This window comes from Kocuria sp. CNJ-770 (assembly GCF_001942375.1).
Lineage (GTDB): Bacteria > Actinomycetota > Actinomycetes > Actinomycetales > Micrococcaceae > Kocuria > Kocuria oceani.
Genome location: NZ_MKJW01000075.1, coordinates 1 through 18,454 on the forward strand (window position 1 = coordinate 1; position 18,454 = coordinate 18,454).

An 18,454-nucleotide genomic window follows, 5' to 3' on the forward strand; every position below is an offset into this window, starting at 1 on the left:
CGCTGGTGGCGGGCGCGGCGGGGGTCCGCTCGGTGGAGGACTGGGCGCCCGGCTGCTCCGTCGCAGTGCCGTTGTCAGCGCTCATCGCCTCGAAGATGGGCCACCACTTCTCGTCCACCGAGTTCTTGTCCGACCGGTACTTCTCGAACAGTTCGTCGACGAGCCACTCGTTACCTGCGAATTCTTCAGGGATGGGGTGCTGTGGCTGATGTGGCACGGGGAATACGCCTCTTCCATAGGTTGATCGCGCGCAGGACCGGCTCTCCGGTCCCCGCGTTGTCGGTCCCAGCAGCATCCGGTCCCGCCGCCGGTGTTCGTCGCCGGCCGTCTCCCGCGACAGCCGACGGCGTCCTCCGGACCTGCCGGACGGTCGTGAACCGGGCGCGGCCGTACCTCCGGCGAGTCTAGTGATCTGCGCGGCGGCATGGCTAGTCCGCGCCTCCCGTGCCGCGGCGCGTGTCGCGGGCCCCCCGCTAGACTGGTCCGCGTGCGCTTCCTCAACACCCCCACGTCCGACCTGACCTACAACGACGTCTTCCTGGTCCCCGCCAGCTCCCGGGTCACCTCCCGCTTCGACGTCGACCTGACGCCCCGCGACGGCACGGGCGCCACGATCCCCCTGGTCGCGGCGAACATGACGGCGGTCACCGGCCGCCGCATGGTCGAGACGCTGGCCCGGCGGGGCGGTCTGGGCATCCTCCCGCAGGACATCCCGCTCGACGTCATCGCCGAGGTGACCTCCTGGGTGAAGAACCGCTCCCCGCGCTTCGAGACGCCCGTGGTGCTGGGCGCGGAGGACACGGTCCACGACGCCCTCGGCATCATGCACAAGCGCCCCCACGGCGCCGTGGTGGTGTGCGGCCCGGACCGTGCCTATCGCGGGGTGGTGCTCGCCGCGGACTGCACGGAGGTGGACCGCTTCACCCAGCTCGGCTCGATCATGCGCACCGACGCGCCGGTGTTCTCGCTCGCGGAGGTCTCCGCGCGCTCCGGCGAGGACGTCCTGGCCGCCGCCTACGACCGCCTCACCCAGACGCGGGCGCACGTGGCCCCGGTGCTCGACGGCGACACCGTGGTGGGCGTGCTGACCCGCAAGGGCACCGTCCGCTCGACGATCTACACCCCCGCCCTCGACGGCGCCGGCCGGCTCCGGGTCGGCGCGGCGGTGGGCATCAACGGCGACGTCCGGGGCAAGGCGCGGGCGCTGCTGGACGCCGGGGTGGACGTGCTGGTGGTGGACACCGCCCACGGCCACCAGCGCAAGATGATCGAGGCCCTCGGCCAGGTCCGCGCGGCGGCGCCGGACGTGCCGGTCGTGGCGGGCAACGTGGTCACCGCCGACGGCGTGCAGGACCTCGTGGACGCCGGGGCGGACATCGTGAAGGTCGGCGTCGGCCCCGGGGCGATGTGCACCACCCGGATGATGACGGCCGTGGGCCGGCCCCAGTTCTCCGCGGTGCTCGAGTGCGCCGACGCGGCCGCCGGCCTGGGCCGGCACGTGTGGGCCGACGGCGGGGTGAAGCACCCCCGCGACGTCGCCCTCGCGCTCGCGGCCGGCGCCAGCCAGGTCATGGTCGGCTCCTGGTTCGCCGGCACGCACGAGGGACCGGGCGAGCTCAACGTCGACGCCGACGGGCGCGCGTACAAGGAGAGCTTCGGGATGGCGTCCACCCGCGCCGTGCGCGAGCGCACCCGGGGCGAGGGCGCCTTCGCCCGGGCCCGCAAGGGCCTGTTCGAGGAGGGCATCTCCAGCTCCAAGATGTACCTGGACCCCGAGCGCCCCGGCGTGGAGGACCTCGTGGACCAGATCACCGCGGGCGTGCGTAGCTCCATGACCTACGCGGGGGCCACCAGCCTCGAGCAGTTCGCGGCGCGCGCGGTGGTCGGCATCCAGTCCGCCTCCGGCTACGAGGAGGGCAGGGCGCGCCCGGTCAGCTGGTCCTGAGCACGCGCCGGCGGGTCCCGCTCCGGTACCCTGGAGACCTCATGGACTCCTTCAGTAGTTGCCGGCCCGGCCGCGGCGGCCCCCGCCGCGGCCCCCGAGCCGGCTCACCCACCGACCCCCCACCAGCCTCCGACCGCCCGGCCCCGGGCCGGCGGTCCCCCCGGGGAGGCAGCGCCTGATGGAGTGGTTGCTGCTGGCCGCGGGCCTGCTCCTGATCCTGGGCACGGGCTTCTTCGTGGCCGTGGAGTTCTCCCTCGTGGCCCTGGACCAGACCACGGTCCGCCGCGCGATCGCCGAGGGCGACCGGGCGGCCGAGCCCCTGCTGAAGTGTCTCAAGTCACTGTCCACGCAGCTCTCCAGCTGCCAGCTGGGCATCACCCTCACCACCCTGCTCACCGGGTACACCCTGGACCTGGCGCTGCAGTCCTTCCTGCGCGAGCCGATCGTCGAGCTGACCGGCCTGTCCGTGACCGCCGCCGGCGGGGTCACGCTGGCCCTGTCCATGCTCATCTCCACGCTGCTGTCGATGCTGCTGGGGGAGCTGGTCCCGAAGAACTGGGCCATCGCGGAGGCCTTCCGGGTGGGCCGGGTCGTCGCCCGCCCGCAGCTGCTGTTCACCGCGGTGTTCAAGCCCTTCGTGCTCGCGCTCAACGGCGTCGCCAACCGGGTCCTGCACCTGTTCGGCATGGAGGCCAAGGAGGAGCTCTCCGGGGCGCGCTCGCCCGAGGAGCTGTCCTCGATGGTGCGCCGCTCCGCGAAGATGGGCACGCTCGACGTCGGCACCGCCACCTTCGTGGCCAAGACGCTGACCTTCGCCGAGCGCACCGCCGCGGACGTGATGACGCCGCGCATCCGCGTGCAGATGCTCGACTCCCACGAGTCCGTGGCGGACGTCGTGGCGCTGGCCTCCCGCACCGGGCACTCCCGCTTCCCCGTCATGGACGACTCCCCGGACGACGTCCGCGGCGTGGTGCACATCAAGAAGGCCGTGGCCGTGCCGTCGGAGCGCCGGACCGCCCTGGAGTGCGGGGCGATCATGGAGGAGGTCCTGCGGGTGCCCGAGACCGTGCACCTGGACTCGCTGCTCGTGCAGCTGCGCTCCGGCGGGCTGCAGATGGCCGTGGTCGTCGACGAGTGGGGCGGCACCGCCGGCGTCGTCACCCTCGAGGACCTCGTGGAGGAGGTCGTCGGGGAGGTCTCGGACGAGCACGACCGGCTCACCCTCGGGGCCCTGCAGTCGGCCACCGGCGAGTGGTACTTCCCCGGTCTGATGCGCCCCGACGAGGTCTCCGAGCAGATCACCGAGCTCGACATCGAGGACGGCCCCGCCTACGAGACCATGGGCGGGTTCATGATGGACCGGCTCGGGCAGATCCCGAGGCCCGGGGACGCCGTGCCCGTCCAGGGCGGGACGCTGGAGGTCGCCCGGATGGACGGCCGGCGCGTGGACCGCATCCGCTTCGTCCCGTCCGCGGACGGCCAGCAGGACGCGGGAGCCGCCGCGGCCGGGGAGGAGGCACGATGAGCGACTGGGCAGGCCTGGCGTGGCTGGTGGTCCTCCTGGCCGGCAACGCCTTCTTCGTGGGCGGCGAGTTCGCCGTCATGTCCGCGCGGCGCAGCCAGATCGAGCCGCTCGCCGAGGCCGGGAACAAGCGTGCGCGCACCGCGCTGTACGCGATGGAGCGGGTCTCCCTCATGCTGGCCTGCTGCCAGCTGGGCATCACGGTGTGCTCGCTGCTGATCCTCAACATCTCCGAGCCCGCCCTGCACCACATCGTCTCCGGGCCGCTGGAGCACCTGGGCGTGCCCGTCGAGGTGGCCGACGTCAGCGGGTTCCTCACGGCACTGGTCGTGGTCACCTTCCTGCACGTGGTCTTCGGCGAGATGGTGCCCAAGAACATGTCCGTCTCGGCCGCCGACCGCGCGGTGCTGCTGCTGGCCCCGCCGCTGGTGTTCGTCTCGCGGGTGGTCAAGCCCGTCATCGCGACGCTGAACTGGTCGGCCAACCACGTCCTGAAGCTCATGGGCATCGAGCCGAAGGACGAGGTGTCCTCGACCTTCACCCTCGACGAGCTGCAGTCCATCGTCGCGGAGTCCACGAAGGAGGGCACCGTGGCCGACCAGACCGGCCTGCTCTCCGGGGCCCTGGAGTTCTCCACGAAGCGCACCGCCGACGTCATGGTCCCGCTGCGCGAGCTCGTCACCCTGCCCGAGGACGTGTCCCCGGCGGAGGTCGAGAAGGCGGTGGCCCGCACCGGCTTCTCGCGCTTCGCCCTGACCGAGGACGACGGCGTGCTCAACGGCTACCTGCACATCAAGGACGTGCTCTCCATCCCGGGCAGCCGGTACAACGAGCCCGTGCCGGTGACCCGGGTCCGGTCCCTGGCCAACCTGCGCCCCGAGATCGAGATCGACGACGCCCTCGCCGCGATGCAGCGCACGGGCTCGCACCTGGCCCGCGTGGTCGACGCGGGCGGGCGGACGCTGGGCGTGCTGTTCCTCGAGGACGTCATCGAGGAGCTCGTGGGCGAGATCCGCGACACCACGCAGGACCGCCGCCAGCGCCGCGGGGACCGGGTCGACTCCTCGGAGCCGCCGGGCTGACCTGCGGGGCTGTCCTGCAGGGCTGCACCGCCGGGCTGTCCTACGGGGCTGCACCGCCGGGCTGGGCCGCCGCGCGCCGGAGGGCTCAGGCCAGGATCCGCACCGCCGCGGGGAGCACGTCCACCCGCACGGGCAGCGGGCCGAGGCGCTCCCCGTCGGCGTAGGCGGTGATCCCCGGCGCCGTCACGCGCACCGAGCGCACCCGCTCGGTGCGCACGCTGGGCAGGGCGACGTGGCGGCCCGAGAACAGCCGCGGGAACAGGACCAGGAACCTCGCCCGGCCCAGGGGCGCCACGGTGAACAGCTCCAGCAGCCCGTCGTCCTCCCGGGCGCCGGGCACGACGGGCAGCCCGCCGCCGATCGAGGAGGTGTTGGCCACGTTCAGCAGCACCCCCGTCCGGTCCTCCGTGCGGCGCCGTCCCGCGGCATCCTCGACCTCCAGCCGGTAGGCGATGGTGCGCAGCCGCACGATCTCCACGAGGACGGCCAGCAGGTACCTGCCGGGCCCGGTCAGGCGCGGCCAGCGGTTGGCGCGCTCGTTGACCACGGCGTCGAAGCCGGCGCACAGGGCGGTCCCGAAGCAGCGGGTGCGCCCGTCCGGGAAGCGGACGCGGCCGACGTCGAGCCGGCGCGGGACCGGGTCGTCGAGCCGGCGCAGGATCCGTCCGGCCGCGCCCACCGGGTCCCGCAGGGGAACGGCGAAGTGCCGGGCCAGGTCGTTGCCGGTGCCGCAGGGCACCACGCCCAACGGGATCTCGATGCCCTGCTCGGCGAGCTCCACGAGCACCTCCAAGCCGGCCTGCACCATCCCGTCCCCGCCCACGACCACCAGGGCGCGGGTGGAGAGGGCGGCGGCGCGGAGCCGGTCGCGGACCAGCGTCATCAGGGTGCCGAGGTCCCCCGCCGAGAGCACCACGGCGTCGTCGCCGCCGGTGCGGAGCAGGTCCGCGGCCAGGTGCGCCTCCGCGAGGGCACGGCCGCGGCCGGCGCGGGGGTTGACGGCGAGGACGAAGGTGCCGCGGGGGAGCGCGGGCTCAGCCATCGGCGCGCCGCGCGCTGCAGGCGGCGCACAGGCCGGTGATCTCGACGGTGTGGTCCACCTCGGTGAAGCCGTGGGCGGCGGCGGTGCGCCCGGCCCACTCCTCCACCGTGGGGGCTTCCAGCTCCACGGCGGCGCCGCAGCGGCGGCAGACCAGGTGGTGGTGGTGGTGCTCCGCCGCGCAGCGGCGGTAGATCGCCTCGCCGTCGCCGCCGCGCAGGACGTCCAGCTCACCGAGCTCGGACATCGACTGCAGGATCCGGTAGGTGGTGGCCAGGGAGACGGACTCACCGCGCTCGCGCAGCAGGGCGTGCAGGTCCTGGGTGGAGATGAAGTCCTCGAGGGAGGCCAGGGCCTGGCTGACGGCACGGCGCTGCCGGGTGTTGCGGACCTCACCGCCCCCGCTGGTTCGCACGCTCACGCCTCGTCCTCTCGTCGGTCTGCTCCGCCGGGCGGCCCGGCCCGGGCGCCGGCGCCCGGACGCGTCCGGGCGAGCCACCAGCTTAACAAGGCCGGTGCCGGCCCGCTCCCGGGGCCGGGCTAGGCTGGGCCCATGGAGCTGATCAAGTACACCCACTCGTGCGTCCGGCTCGAGAACGAGGGCCGGGTCCTGGTCATCGACCCGGGCAACTTCTCCGGGCCGGAGGAGCTGGCGCGGGCCCTCGACGGGGCGGACGTGCTGCTCGTGACCCACGTGCACCCGGACCACCTGGACGCCGAGCCCGTGCAGGAGCACCTGCGGGCGCACCCGGAGATCCAGGTGCACGCCCCGGCGCCCGTGGCCGCCGGGCTGCGGGAGGCGCTCGGGGAGGAGGCCTCCGTGCACGACGCGGCGCCGGAGACGGTGCTGGAGCTGGACGGCTTCACGGTCCGGACCTTCGGCGGTCAGCACGCCCTGATCCATCCGCTGATCCACACCGTCGACAACGTGGGGTACCTGGTCAACGACACCGTCTACCACCCCGGCGACTCCTTCGTGGTGCCGCACGGGGTGGAGGTCCCGGTGCTGCTCGCCCCGATCCACGCGCCGTGGAACAAGCTCTCGGAGGTCGTCGACTTCGTCGTGGCCGTGCGCCCGCGCCAGGTCTTCCAAATCCACGACGGACTGCTCTCGGCCAACGGCTTCGGCATCATCGAGGGTCAGCTGACGGCGTTCGCCGCCAAGTACGGGGCCGAGTACCGCCACCTGGACACCGGGGAGCGCGTGCGGCTGCAGCCGCCCCGCCCCGTGCCGGGCCGGCGCGCCGAACGCGCGGACGGCGGCGCCGCGGCCGCCACCCCACGGACCTGACCGCGGACACCCCGTCCGCACGAGGAGCGAAGGAGCACCTGTGAGCACCGTGTTCACCAAGATCATCGAGGGGGAGATCCCCGGCCGCTTCGTGTGGCAGGACGAGCGCTGCGTGGCGTTCCTGTCCATCGAACCGCTCGGGCCGGGGCACACGCTGGTGGTCCCGCGCGAGGAGTACGACCACTGGATCGACCTGCCCGAGGACCTGGCCGCCCACCTGATGGTGGTCTCCTGGAGGATCGGCCGGGCCCTCGACGCCGTGTGGCGGCCCGCGCGGGTCGGCCAGATGATCCAGGGCTTCGAGGTCCCGCACACCCACGTGCACGTGTGGCCCGCGAACTCCGTCGAGCAGTTCCAGTTCGCCAACGCGGACCGGCACCCGGACGCGGCCGCGATGGACGAGGCCGCCAGGCGGATCCGGGCGGCCCTGGCCGACGCCGGGCACGGCAGCTCGGTCCCGCAGCCCTGACCCGGCCCGCCGGGGCGGACCCCGGCGCGCGGGCCCGTGCGGGTCAGGCCCGGGCGGCCTCCAGCGCGTCCTTGAGCGCCTTGCGGATCCGCTTCTCCGACACCGTGTGGGCGGTGCCCAGCTCCTGGGCGAACAGGGAGACCCGCAGCTCCTCGATCATCCAGGCCACCCGGCGCAGCTCGTCGGGCACCGGCGCCGAGGGCGGCAGGGTGTCCAGCGCGGCGTCGTAGTCGTCCTCGAGCTTCTGCACCGCGAGCATGTTCACCGTGTCCCGCTGCAGGTGCCCCGCGAGCTTCTCCAGCCGCACCTCCATGGCCCGCACGTAGCGGGGCAGGTGCTGGAGCTGGTCGTAGCCGGTGGCGGCCACGAACCCGGGGTGCACCAGGTGCTCGAGCTGGGCCTTGACGTCGTTGAGCGAGTTCACCGCGGCGAGGGAGGGCGCCCGCTTCAGCTGCCTGCGGATCCGCGCGGCACCGGAGAGCACCTGCTCCACCAGCGCGGTGACCTCGAAGACCGTGTCGATGAGCTCGGCCCGCACCTGCTCGTGCAGGGTGTCGTACGCCGCGCGCGTGAACGGCGGCTCGGACGGGGTGAGCTTGTCGATCGCCGCGACCGTGCAGTCGGCGATGAGCTCGGTCACGGACCCGTGCGGGTTCTGCGTGAAGACGAGCTTCTCCCTGTTGTTGAGGTGCTCGAGCACGTACCGCTCGGGGGAGGGGACGCGCAGCAGCAGCAGGGTGATCACCCCGCGCCGCTGGGCGGCCCGCTGCTCCGCGGCCGAGGACAGGATGCGCACCGCCACGGTGGCGTCCCGGCCCGGGGTCCGCCGGCCCGGCTGCCGGTCCGCGGCTCCCCGCGGCCGCTCGGGGACGAGGGCCGGCCAGCCGGTGATCCGCTGGCCCGCCACGGTCGTCTCCACGCTGCGCGGCAGGTCGGGCTCCGGCCACGCGGTCAGGCCCGTGCGCTCCAGCGACGGCGCCGCCGGGCCGGCCGCAGGCCGCGGGGCGGGGGAGGGCCGGTCCGTGCGCCCGGAGGCCCCGGACGGCGCGGCACCGGCACCGTCGGCCGAGGGGACCGCGCCGAGGGACTCGGCCAGGGCCGCCCGGATCTCGTCGTGCAGCTCGGCCTTGAGCTGCTCCAGGTCCTGGCCCTCGCCGAGCACCCGGTTGCGGCGGTCCCGCACCTCGAAGCGCATCCGCAGGTGCGCCGGGACCGCGTCCCGGTTCCAGGACCCGGGGGGCACCACGTGGCCCCTGAGCCGGCGCAGCACCAGCTCCAGGGACGGCTCCAGGGCGTCGACGGCGGGGTCGAAGTCCTCCTGGAGCATCCGTACGGCCTGGCGGGCGACGTCCGGGGCGGGCACGAAGTTGCGCCGCACGGCCTTGGGCAGCGACTTGATGAGCGCGGTCACCAGCTCCGTGCGGAGGCCGGGGATCTGCCACTCGAACTGCGCGGGGTCGAGCTGGTTGAGGAACAGCACGGGCACCCGCACGGTCACCCCGTCGGCCTGGTCCGCGCCCGGGGCGAACTCGTAGACGAGGTCCAGCACAAGCTCCCCGTCGGCGGTCCGGCGCACCCACTGCCGCGGGTACAGGGACTCGTCGTAGTCGCGGGCGTCCTCGGCGATCAGGTCCTCGGGGTCGAGGTCGAGCAGGTGCTCGTCCTGGTGCCGGGCCTTCTTCCACCAGGCGTCGAAGTGCCGGGCCGAGACCACCGACGCCGGGATCCGGGCGTCGTAGAACGCGAACAGGGCCTCGTCCTCGACGCGCAGGTCCTTGCGGCGCAGCCGGTTCTCGAGCTCCTCGACCTCCGCCAGGCGCTTGCGGTTGCGCGCCCAGAACCGGTGCCGCGTCTGCCAGTCGCCCTCGACGAGCGCGTGGCGGATGAACAGCTCCCGTGCCAGGTCAGGGTCCACCCGCCAGAAGTTGATCCGGCGCTGGGCCACCACGGGGACGCCGTAGAGGGTGACCTTCTCGTAGGCCATCACGGAGCCCTGGGCGCGGGACCAGTGCGGCTCCGAGACGCTGCGCTTGACCAGGTGGGGAGCCAGCTCCTCGGCCCACAGGGGGTCGATCGCCGCGTTGACGCGGGCCCACAGCCGGGAGGTCTCCACCAGTTCCGCGGACATGATCCAGTCCGGGGACTTCTTGAACAGGTTGGAGCCGGGGAAGACGGCGAACCGGGAGCCGCGGGCGCCCTGGTACTCGCGCTTGCGCTCGTCCTTGAGCCCGATGTGGCTGAGCAGGCCGGCCAGCAGCGAGACGTGGATCTCCCGCTCCTTCCCGGACGGGTCCACCTCCCGGCCCTTGCCGACCCGGATGCCGACCTGCTGACCCATCTGGCGCAGCTGGGCGTAGAGGTCCTGCCACTCGCGGATCCGCAGGAGGTTCAGGAACTCCCGCTGGCACAGCTTCCGGAACCGGGTCGAGGAGAGCTCCTCCTGCTGCTCCTGGACGTAGCGCCACAGCAGCAGCCAGCTGGTGAAGTCGGAGTTCTCGTCGAAGAAGCGCTTGTGCAGCTCGTCGGCCTGCTGCCGCTTCTCCAGGGGACGCTCCCGGGGGTCCTGGACGGTCAGCGCCGCCGCGAGCACCATGACCTCCCGGGCGCAGCCCCGCCGGTCCGCCTCCACGATCATCCGGCCCAGCCGGGGGTCCACCGGCAGCTGCGCCAGCTGGCGTCCGACCGGGGTCAGCGGCCCGCCCGCGTCGTCGTCCCGGCGCTCCCGCGGGGCGGTGCCCCGGGCCTCCTTCAGGGCGCCGAGCTCCCGCAGCAGCGCCACGCCGTCCTTGACGGCCCGCGACTCCGGCGGCTCCACGAACGGGAAGCGCTCGATGTCCCCGGGCTCCTTGACGACCCCCACGGAGGTCATCTGCAGGATCACGGACGCGAGGCTGGTGCGCAGGATCTCGGGGTCGGTGAACTCCGGGCGGGAGAGGTAGTCCTCCTCCGCGTAGAGGCGGATGCAGATGCCGTCCGAGACGCGCCCGCAGCGGCCCGCCCGCTGGTTCGCGGAGGCCTGGGAGATGCGCTCGATCGGCAGCCGCTGCACCTTGGTGCGCGCCGAGTACCGGGAGATGCGGGCGGTGCCGGGGTCGATGACGTACTTGATGCCCGGGACGGTCAGTGACGTCTCGGCCACGTTGGTGGCCAGCACGATCCGCCGCCGGCCGGACGGGGCGAACACCCGGTGCTGCTCGGCCATGGACAGCCGGCCGAACAGGGGGAGGACCTCGGCGTCGGCCATCCCCCGGATCCGTTTCAGCGCGGCCTGCAGCGCCTCCTGGGCGTCACGGATCTCGCGCTCGCCGGCGAAGAAGATCAGGATGTCCCCGGGCGGCTCGTGCGAGAGCTCCTCGACCGCGTCGCACACCGCGTCGATCGGGTCGCGGTCCTCGTCCTCGAGGCCGTCGCCGGCGTCCTCGGCGTCCGGCCCGCCGTCCCCGGACCGGGGCTCGGAGAGCGGGCGCCAGCGGATCTCCACGGGGTAGGTGCGCCCGGACACCTCGATGACCGGCGCCGGCTCGGGCTCCCCGGCGGCGGCGTCCGGTCCGGCCGCGCCGGTGGGCTCCGGGGCGAAGTGCCGGGCGAAGCGGTCCGGGTCGATCGTGGCCGAGGTGATGATGACCTTGAGGTCGGGGCGCCGGGGCAGGATCCGCCGCAGGTAGCCCAGCAGGAAGTCGATGTTCAGCGAGCGCTCGTGCGCCTCGTCGATGATGATCGTCGAGTACCGGCGCAGCAGCCGGTCGTGCTGGATCTCGGCGAGCAGGATGCCGTCGGTCATCAGCTTGATCCGGGAGTCCGCGCCCACCTCGGAGGTGAAGCGCACCTGGTAGCCGACGGTCCCGCCGATCTTCTCGCCCAGCTCCGAGGCGATCCGCTCCGCCACCGAGCGCGCGGCGATCCGCCGCGGCTGGGTGTGCCCGATCAGCCCCTGCTCGCCCAGGCCGAGCTCGAGGCACATCTTCGGGATCTGCGTGGTCTTGCCGGAGCCGGTCTCACCGGCGATCACGACGACCTGGTGCTCGGAGATCGCGCGCTTGATGTCCTCCCGGCGCGCGGAGACCGGGAGGTCCTCGGGGTAGACGACGGTGCGGGGGCGGCTGGGCGATGCTGGCATGACCCCCCGATCCTACCGGCGACGGGCCCCGGTCCGGGCCCGGGCGCGGTGGACGATCCGGGCCCGGCGCTCCGCCGGCGGAGCCGTTCTGTCATCATTTGTGAGCTGCCTCTCATTTCTCGACCGAACGGCAGGTAATATCCCTGACATCACCCGTTCCAGAAAGGACACACCATGCAGCGACTGTTCCCGTTGACGGCGGCCCTCGCCTCCTCCGCCCTCCTCCTCACGGCCTGCGGCGGCTCCGACAGCTCGGGCGCCGCCGGCTCCGGGGAGTCGGGCACGGCCGTCGAGGAGGCCACCGTCGGGATCAGCCAGTTCGTGGAGCACCCCTCCCTCGACGCCGCCCGCGAGGGCTTCGTCGCCGCGCTGGAGGAGGGCGGCTACACGGAGGGCGAGAACCTCACCCTCGACCTCCAGAACGCCTCGGGCGACCAGGGCACCTCCACCAGCATCGCCTCGAACCTCGCCGGCTCCGACGCCGACCTCGTCCTGGCCATCGCGACCCCCTCGGCCCAGGGCGTGGCCCAGGCCGTCACCGACCGGCCCGTGCTCTTCACCGCCGTGACCGACCCGGTCGAGGCGGGGCTCGTGGAGTCCCTGGAGAACCCCGGGGGCAACGTCACGGGCACCACGGACATGAACCCCGTGGCCGAGCAGATCGCGCTGATCAAGCAGCTCGACCCGGACGCGAAGTCCGTGGGCATCATCTACAGCTCGGGCGAGACCAACTCGCAGGTCCAGGTGGAGATGGCCAAGGAGGCCGCCGCCGAGGAGGGCCTGGAGGTCGTCGAGAAGGCCGTGACCAACACCTCCGAGGTCGCCCAGGCCGCCGAGTCCTTCGACACGGACGCGATCTACGTGCCCACCGACAACAAGGTGGTCTCCGGCCTGGAGGCGGTCATCTCCGCCGCCGAGGCCAAGCAGATCCCGCTGATCGCGGGCGAGGGCGACTCCGTGGAGCGCGGCGCCCTCATCACCAAGGGCATCGACTACGAGCAGCTCGGGCGCCAGACCGGTGAGATGGCCGTGCGGATCCTCGCCGAGGGCGCCGACCCGGCCACCATGCCCGTGGAGTCCCAGGAGGAGACCGAACTGGTCATCAACATGCAGGCCGCCGAGCGGATGGGCGTGGAGGTCCCGCAGGAGCTGCAGGACTCCGCCGCGCAGGTCATCGAGTAGGCCCCCGGACGGGCCCGCACCGTGTCCCCGGCGCCCGGTGACCCCGGGCGCCGGCCGGCCCGGGCCCACCCCACCACAGTCGGGGCGCCCCCGCCCGATCGGCGGCGGCGCCCCGTGTCCCACCAATCAGAACGGATCCACCAGAAGTGATAGCCGGTATCGAACTCGGACTGCTCTACGCGGTCATGGCGCTGGGCGTCTACCTCACGTTCCGGGTGCTCGACTTCCCCGACCTGACGGTCGACCAGTCCTTCACCACGGGCGCCGCCACCACGGCGATGATCATCCTCGGCGGCGGCAGCCCCTGGCTGGCCACCGCCGCCGGCTTCGTGACCGGCGCGCTCGCCGGGCTGATCACGGGCCTGCTCCACACCAAGGCCCACATCAACGGGCTGCTCGCGGGCATCCTCACCATGACCGCCCTGTACTCCATCAACCTGCGCGTGATGGACGGGCGGGCCAACCTGTCCCTGTTGCGCGAGGACACGATCTTCACCCCCCTCGCCGAGCTGGGCGTGCAGGGCACGTGGATCGGCATCGCCCTGTTCCTGCTGGGCGTGGCCGTGGTGAAGGTGCTGCTCGACTGGTTCCTCTACACCGACGCCGGCCTGGCCATGCAGGCCACCGGCGACAACCCGGAGATGATCCGCTCCTTCGGGGTGAACACGGACCACCAGAAGATGCTGGGCCTGTGCCTGTCCAACGGGCTGGTGGGCCTGGCCGGGTCCCTCGTGGCCCAGTACCAGGGCTTCGCCGACATCGGCATGGGCATCGGCCTGATCGTCGTCGGGCTCGCCTCCGTGATCCTGGGCCAGGGCCTGTTCGGCTCGCGCACCGTGGTCGTCGCCACCCTCGCGGTGGTCCTCGGCTCGATCGTCTACCGCCTGGTGATCACCGTCGCACTGCAGGCCGGGCTCAACCCGTCCGACATGAAGCTGATCTCCGCGGTCCTGGTGGTGCTCGCCCTGGTGGTCCCGCAGATGCAGTTCTTCCGGCGCCGCCGGGAACGGCACCTGGCGAGCCAGGCGGCACAGCTCGTCGACGACCTGACCGACACGCCCGCGACCACGAAGGCAGGTGCCTGAGCCGTGCTCACCATCGACAACGTCCACAAGACGTTCTTCGCCGGGACCGTCAACGAGCGCCGCGCCCTCGCCGGCGTCTCGCTGACCCTGCAGGAGGGCGACTTCCTCACCGTGATCGGCTCCAACGGCGCCGGGAAGTCCACGATCCTCAACGCGATCTCCGGCACCCTCATCCCGGACACCGGCACCGTGCGCGTGGACGACACCGACGTCACCCGGCTGCCCGAGCACAAGCGGGCCCGGTACCTCTCCCGGGTCTTCCAGGACCCCATGAAGGGCTCCTCGCCGACGATGACGGTGGAGCAGAACATGGCCATCGCCCTCCAGCGGGGAAAGCAGCGCGGACTCGTCCCGGGACTCACCGGCGCGCGCCGGCAGCTGTTCCGGGACAAGCTCGCCAGCCTCGAGCTCGGGCTGGAGAACCGGCTGGGCGCGAAGGTCGGCCTGCTCTCGGGCGGTCAGCGACAGGCCCTGTCCCTGCTCATGGCCACGTTCTCCGAGCCGCGCATCCTGCTCCTCGACGAGCACACCGCGGCCCTCGACCCGCAGCGGGCGGACCTCGTGTCCCGGCTCACGGCGGACATCGTGGCCGAGCAGCGCCTGACCACGGTGATGGTCACGCACAACATGGAGCAGGCGCTGCGCCTGGGCAACCGGCTGATCATGATGCACGAGGGGCGGGTGCTCTTCGAGCTCGACGCCGCCCAGAAGCAGACCATGACCGTGCCGGGCCTGCTGGAGCAGTTCCGCCGGCTCCAGCCGGGGGCGGAGCAGGGCGCCTTCGACGACGCTACGCTGTTCGAGAGCGTCAAGACCGAGGACGGCCACTGACCGCACGTCCGTGACCGGCACGGACGGGGCGGGCCGGACACGGCCCGCCCCGTCGCCGTTCCCCGCGCGACCCCACCAGCCCAGGAGGCCCCGACCGTGCCCGAGTCCACCGAGCAGCAGCGCGCCCGCCGCCGACGCACCGGGGGGTGGATGCTGGCCGTGGGGGTGGTGGCGCTGTTCGCCTCCACCTTCACGGTGCCCGAGGCGCTCCACGACCTGGCCCGCGTCTCGGCCGGGCAGGAGGCCGGGCTGACCACGCGCGGGGTGGTGGTCACCGTGGTGGGTGCTGCGACCCTGCTCGGCGGCGGGGCCCTGGCGATCCTCGGCTTCAACTGGCGGCGGTCGGTGGGGGAGGGCCCCCACCCGGAGGACCTGCTGCTCGACGAGCAGTTCGGCGACGCGCCCGTGCGCCCGTACGACCCCGACGAGCTCCGCCGCCGGCCGCGGCGCCTCGATCCCGAGGACGGGCCGCGGGACGACCGGTCCTGACCCCGTGTGTCAGCCGCGCAGGCCCGCCCGGCCGGAGGCGTCCTCCGCGGCCGCCGGGGAGACCCCGTCCGCGGTGACGTCCTCGCGGCCCGGGGCCCCGGGGCGCCGGCCGGTCAGCCGGGCGACGGCGTAGAGCAGGGCCCCGGCCCCGATCAGGAACCCGCCGCGCCACCACACCTCGGCGCTCTGCTGGGACAGCAGGACGAGGCAGGACAGCACGGCCAGCACGGGCAGCGGCGTCCAGGCGCGGAAGTGCTCGTGCGCCACCGGCTCCCGCCGCAGCACGAGCACGGCGATGTTGGAGCTGAGGAAGACGAACAGCAGCAGCAGCACCAGGGTCTCGGCCAGGACCACGACCCCGCCGGTGGTGGTGAGCACGACGGCCACGGCCGTGGTCCCGGCGATCGCCGCCCAGGGGGTGCCGCGCCGCGGCAGGACCCGCCGGAAGGCCCCGGGGAGCAGCCCCTGCACCCCCATGCCGTAGGCAGCCGGCTGGCCATGATCATGGTCAGCAGGGCACCGTTGGCCACCGCGACGAGCGCGATGAGGCTGAACAGCCAGCCCGGGACGGCGATGCCGGAGGCGGCGACGACGTCGAGCAGCGGGGCGCTCGAGGCCGCGAGCCGCTCCGCCGGCAGCACGACGGACGCCGCCGTGCCCACCAGCACGTACATCACCCCGGCCGCCGTCAGCGCGCCGAACAGCGCCCGGGGGTAGGTGCGCGAGGGCTCCCGGAGCTCCTCCGCGACGTTGGCGGAGGTCTCGAAGCCCACGAAGGAGTAGTAGGCCAGCAGCGCCCCGCCGAGGACCGCGGGCAGCGGGTCCACGCCCTCCCCGAAGCTCAGCGCCCGACCGGGGTCGCCCTCGCCCCGGCCGAGCAGGAGGGCCGCGGCGACGACGACGATCAGCAGGCCGGTCAGCTCCACCGCGGTCATGACGACGTTGGCCCGCAGGGACTCCTTGATGCCGCGCGCGTTCAGCAGGGCCACCAGGACCAGGAAGACCGCGGCGCCGGCCGTCGGCGGGACGTCGAGGAAGACCGAGAGGTAGTCGCCGCTGAAGGCCAGGGCCAGGGCGGCCGCGCTGACCACGCCGGCCGCGAGCATGCAGAACCCGACGAGGTAGGAGACGAGGGGCACGCCGAAGGCCCGCTCGGCGAACACCGCCGCGCCCCCCGCCCTCGGGTACTTGGTGACCAGTTCGGCGTAGGAGGCCGCGGTCAGCAGCGCAAGCACCAGGGCCAGCAGCATGGGCGCCCAGGTCACGCCCCCGACCCGGCCCGCGATGGTGCCCACCAGGGCGTAGACGCCGGCGCCGAGGACGTCGCCGAGGATGAACAGGAACAGGAGCGGTCCCGTGATGTCCCGCTTCAGGGCGGAACCGACAGTGTGCTGTTGAGTCATGGGGGGCACTCTATGCGCCCCGCCGGGCGGGGGCGTGCGGCCGGGGCGCGGGCACGCCGGAGGGGCGACAGAGAGGGGCGACAGCGAGGTCGACAGGCGGGACGACACAGGGCCCCGGACCGTTCGGTCCGGGGCCCTGTGTCGTACGGGGTGCCCGCGGTAGGATTCGAACCTACGGCCTTCTGCTCCGGAGGCAGACGCTCTATCCCCTGAGCTACGCGGGCCTTTCACCGCCTCAGCGATGAACCTCGACGATACTAGCAGGTTTTGCGCGGCTGTCGTTCCCCGTCCGGCACGGGGCCTGTGGGGCGCCCGGTTACACTGGTCCGGTGACTCCAGAACAACTTTCTCTCGCTGTATCCGCATGCCTGCAGGACGCCGTGGCCCAGGGCGATCTCGCCCTCGCCGACGGCGCCGCGCTGCCGGAGGTGCGCATCGAGCGACCGAAGAACCGGGAGCACGGGGACTGGGCGACGAACGTCGCCATGCAGCTGGCCAAGAAGGTGGGCAGGGCCCCCCGCGACGTCGCCGCCGTCGTGCAGGACCGGCTGCAGGGCACCCCGGGCGTGGCCGCCGTGGACGTGGCCGGCCCGGGATTCCTCAACATCACCCTCGACGCCGCCGCCGCCGCCGGGATCGCCCGCACCGTGGTGGAGCAGGGGGAGGCCTTCGGCCGGGCGGACTCGCTGGCGGGGACGTCCATCAACCTCGAGTTCGTCTCGGCGAACCCCACCGGCCCGGTGCACCTGGGCGGCACGCGCTGGGCCGCCGTCGGCGACTCCCTCGCGCGGGTGCTCGAGGCGCAGGGTGCGGAGGTGGTGCGGGAGTACTACTTCAACGACGCCGGCGCGCAGATCGACCGCTTCGCCCGCTCCCTGCTGGCCCGCGCCCAGGGCCTGCCCGCCCCGGAGGACGGCTACGGCGGGGAGTACATCACCGAGATCGCCGAGCGGATCGTGGCCGAGAACCCCGGCGTGCTCGACTCCGGGGACCCCCAGGAGGCTTCCGGGCCGCCGGGGTGGAACTGATGTTCGCCGAGATCAAGTCCTCGCTGCACGAGTTCGGCGTGGACTTCGACGTGTACTTCCACGAGCAGTCGCTGTTCAGCAACGGCGCGGTGGAGGGCCTGCTGGAGCAGCTCAAGTCCTCCGGCGCCCTCTACTTCGCGGACGGGGCGTGGTGGCTGCGCTCCAGCGCCTACGGCGACGACAAGGACCGGGTGGTCGTCAAGTCCGACGGCCAGGCCGCCTACATCGCCGGGGACATCGCCTACTTCAAGAACAAGCGGGACCGCGGCGCGGACCTGTGCATCTACATGCTCGGCGCCGACCACCACGGCTACGTGGCCCGTCTCAAGGCCGCCGCGGCCGCCCTGGGCGACGCCCCGGAGCGGGTGGAGGTGCTGATCGGCCAGATGGTCAACCTGGTCAAGGACGGGGTGCCGGTGCGGATGTCCAAGCGGGCCGGCACGGTGGTGACCATGGAGGACCTCGTCGAGGCCGTCGGCGTGGACGCCGCCCGCTACTCGCTGACCCGGTTCTCCGTGGACTCCAACATCGACGTCGACCTGGACCTGCTGACCCGCCGCTCCAACGAGAACCCGGTCTTCTACGTCCAGTACGCCCACGCCCGCACCTGCGCCGTGGGCCGCAACGCCGAGGCCGCAGGGGTGTCCCGCACGGGGGCGGACGGCGAGGTCGTGTTCGACGCCGCCCTGCTCGACCACCCGATGGAGGGTGAGCTGCTCGCCGCCCTGGGCCAGTACCCCTCCGTGCTCGCGCAGGCCGCCGAGTTCCGGGAGCCGCACCGGGTGGCCCGCCACCTGGAGGTCCTCGCCGGGACCTACCACCGCTGGTACGACGTCTGCCGCGTGGCCCGCAGCGACGACGACGTCACCGACCTGCACCGCACCCGGCTGTGGCTCAACGACGCCGCGCGCCAGGTCCTGGCCAACGGCCTGGGCCTGCTCGGCGTGTCGGCCCCCGAGAGGATGTGATCG

At 73.1% G+C, this 18,454-nt stretch carries 14 protein-coding genes, 1 tRNA gene and 2 pseudogenes; 10 read left to right on the forward strand and 7 right to left on the reverse strand.

Features of this window, described 5'->3' with window-relative positions:
• Positions 1 to 217: hypothetical protein (locus tag BJF77_RS03525; RefSeq protein WP_139318427.1), on the reverse strand; the 217-nt coding region annotated here is incomplete at its 3' end.
• Between the two features lie 270 nt (positions 218 to 487).
• Here BJF77_RS03525 and BJF77_RS03530 point away from each other — a divergent pair.
• The 3 genes from BJF77_RS03530 to BJF77_RS03540 all read left to right on the forward strand — a co-directional run bounded on the left by BJF77_RS03530 (position 488) and on the right by BJF77_RS03540 (position 4,549).
• Positions 488 to 1,945: a GuaB1 family IMP dehydrogenase-related protein gene (locus tag BJF77_RS03530; RefSeq protein ID WP_075871290.1), complete on the forward strand. Its 1,458-nt coding sequence runs from the start codon at positions 488 to 490 to the stop codon at positions 1,943 to 1,945.
• Positions 1,946 to 2,123: 178 nt separating this feature from the next.
• A complete protein-coding gene (locus BJF77_RS03535; protein WP_047802496.1) occupies positions 2,124 to 3,470 on the forward strand; it encodes a hemolysin family protein in 1,347 nt (448 codons plus the stop codon).
• Complete coding sequence (locus BJF77_RS03540) at positions 3,467 to 4,549, forward strand: hemolysin family protein (protein WP_047802497.1); 1,083 nt, start codon at positions 3,467 to 3,469, stop codon at positions 4,547 to 4,549. The genes BJF77_RS03535 and BJF77_RS03540 overlap by 4 nt, the downstream gene beginning before the upstream one ends.
• Positions 4,550 to 4,634: 85 nt before the next feature.
• Here the strand turns inward: BJF77_RS03540 and BJF77_RS03545 are convergent, their stop codons facing one another.
• Positions 4,635 to 5,591: a diacylglycerol kinase family protein gene (locus BJF77_RS03545; RefSeq protein WP_075871291.1), complete on the reverse strand. Its 957-nt coding sequence runs from the start codon at positions 5,589 to 5,591 to the stop codon at positions 4,635 to 4,637.
• On the reverse strand, positions 5,584 to 6,009 hold the full coding sequence (locus BJF77_RS03550) for a Fur family transcriptional regulator (RefSeq protein ID WP_075871292.1): 426 nt from the start codon (positions 6,007 to 6,009) through the stop codon (positions 5,584 to 5,586). Before BJF77_RS03550 ends, BJF77_RS03545 begins: the two co-directional genes overlap by 8 nt.
• Positions 6,010 to 6,141: 132 nt before the next feature.
• Between BJF77_RS03550 and BJF77_RS03555 the strand changes: the two genes are divergently transcribed.
• Positions 6,142 to 6,879, forward strand: coding sequence for an MBL fold metallo-hydrolase (locus BJF77_RS03555; protein ID WP_082157251.1), 738 nt, complete (start codon positions 6,142 to 6,144; stop codon positions 6,877 to 6,879).
• A 40-nt stretch (positions 6,880 to 6,919) separates the two neighbouring features.
• Positions 6,920 to 7,348, forward strand: coding sequence for an HIT family protein (locus tag BJF77_RS03560; RefSeq protein ID WP_047802500.1), 429 nt, complete (start codon positions 6,920 to 6,922; stop codon positions 7,346 to 7,348).
• A 43-nt stretch (positions 7,349 to 7,391) separates the two neighbouring features.
• Here the strand turns inward: BJF77_RS03560 and hrpA are convergent, their stop codons facing one another.
• Positions 7,392 to 11,465: an ATP-dependent RNA helicase HrpA gene (gene hrpA, locus BJF77_RS03565; RefSeq protein WP_075871293.1), complete on the reverse strand. Its 4,074-nt coding sequence runs from the start codon at positions 11,463 to 11,465 to the stop codon at positions 7,392 to 7,394.
• Positions 11,466 to 11,639: 174 nt separating this feature from the next.
• On the opposite strand from hrpA, the gene BJF77_RS03570 reads away from it, so the two are divergent.
• The 4 genes from BJF77_RS03570 to BJF77_RS03585 all read left to right on the forward strand — a co-directional run bounded on the left by BJF77_RS03570 (position 11,640) and on the right by BJF77_RS03585 (position 15,052).
• Positions 11,640 to 12,647, forward strand: coding sequence for an ABC transporter substrate-binding protein (locus BJF77_RS03570; RefSeq protein WP_075871294.1), 1,008 nt, complete (start codon positions 11,640 to 11,642; stop codon positions 12,645 to 12,647).
• Positions 12,648 to 12,793: 146 nt separating this feature from the next.
• Entirely contained in the window at positions 12,794 to 13,732 is a 939-nt protein-coding gene (locus tag BJF77_RS03575; protein ID WP_047802503.1) for an ABC transporter permease, read from the forward strand.
• A 3-nt stretch (positions 13,733 to 13,735) separates the two neighbouring features.
• Positions 13,736 to 14,563 (forward strand): ABC transporter ATP-binding protein, encoded by an 828-nt coding sequence (locus BJF77_RS03580; RefSeq protein ID WP_047802504.1) that lies wholly within the window; start codon positions 13,736 to 13,738, stop codon positions 14,561 to 14,563.
• A 96-nt stretch (positions 14,564 to 14,659) separates the two neighbouring features.
• Positions 14,660 to 15,052, forward strand: a complete 393-nt coding sequence (locus tag BJF77_RS03585; RefSeq protein ID WP_053004779.1) for a hypothetical protein — start codon at positions 14,660 to 14,662, stop codon at positions 15,050 to 15,052.
• Positions 15,053 to 15,061: 9 nt separating this feature from the next.
• Here BJF77_RS03585 and BJF77_RS22475 read toward each other — a convergent pair whose 3' ends face one another.
• The 3 genes and pseudogenes from BJF77_RS22475 to BJF77_RS03595 form a co-directional block, all read right to left on the reverse strand.
• Positions 15,062 to 15,280 carry a hypothetical protein gene (locus BJF77_RS22475; RefSeq protein WP_369821353.1) on the reverse strand — a complete coding sequence of 73 codons (219 nt, stop codon included), beginning with the start codon at positions 15,278 to 15,280 and terminating at the stop codon, positions 15,062 to 15,064.
• A gap of 27 nt (positions 15,281 to 15,307) precedes the next feature.
• Positions 15,308 to 16,455 (reverse strand): annotated as a pseudogene (locus BJF77_RS03590) (APC family permease); the annotation flags it as partial.
• Positions 16,456 to 16,606: 151 nt separating this feature from the next.
• A tRNA-Arg gene (locus tag BJF77_RS03595) sits at positions 16,607 to 16,679 on the reverse strand.
• Between the two features lie 105 nt (positions 16,680 to 16,784).
• On the opposite strand from BJF77_RS03595, the pseudogene argS reads away from it, so the two are divergent.
• A pseudogene (gene argS, locus BJF77_RS03600) lies at positions 16,785 to 18,451 on the forward strand (arginine--tRNA ligase).
• Positions 18,452 to 18,454 lie beyond the last annotated feature (3 nt).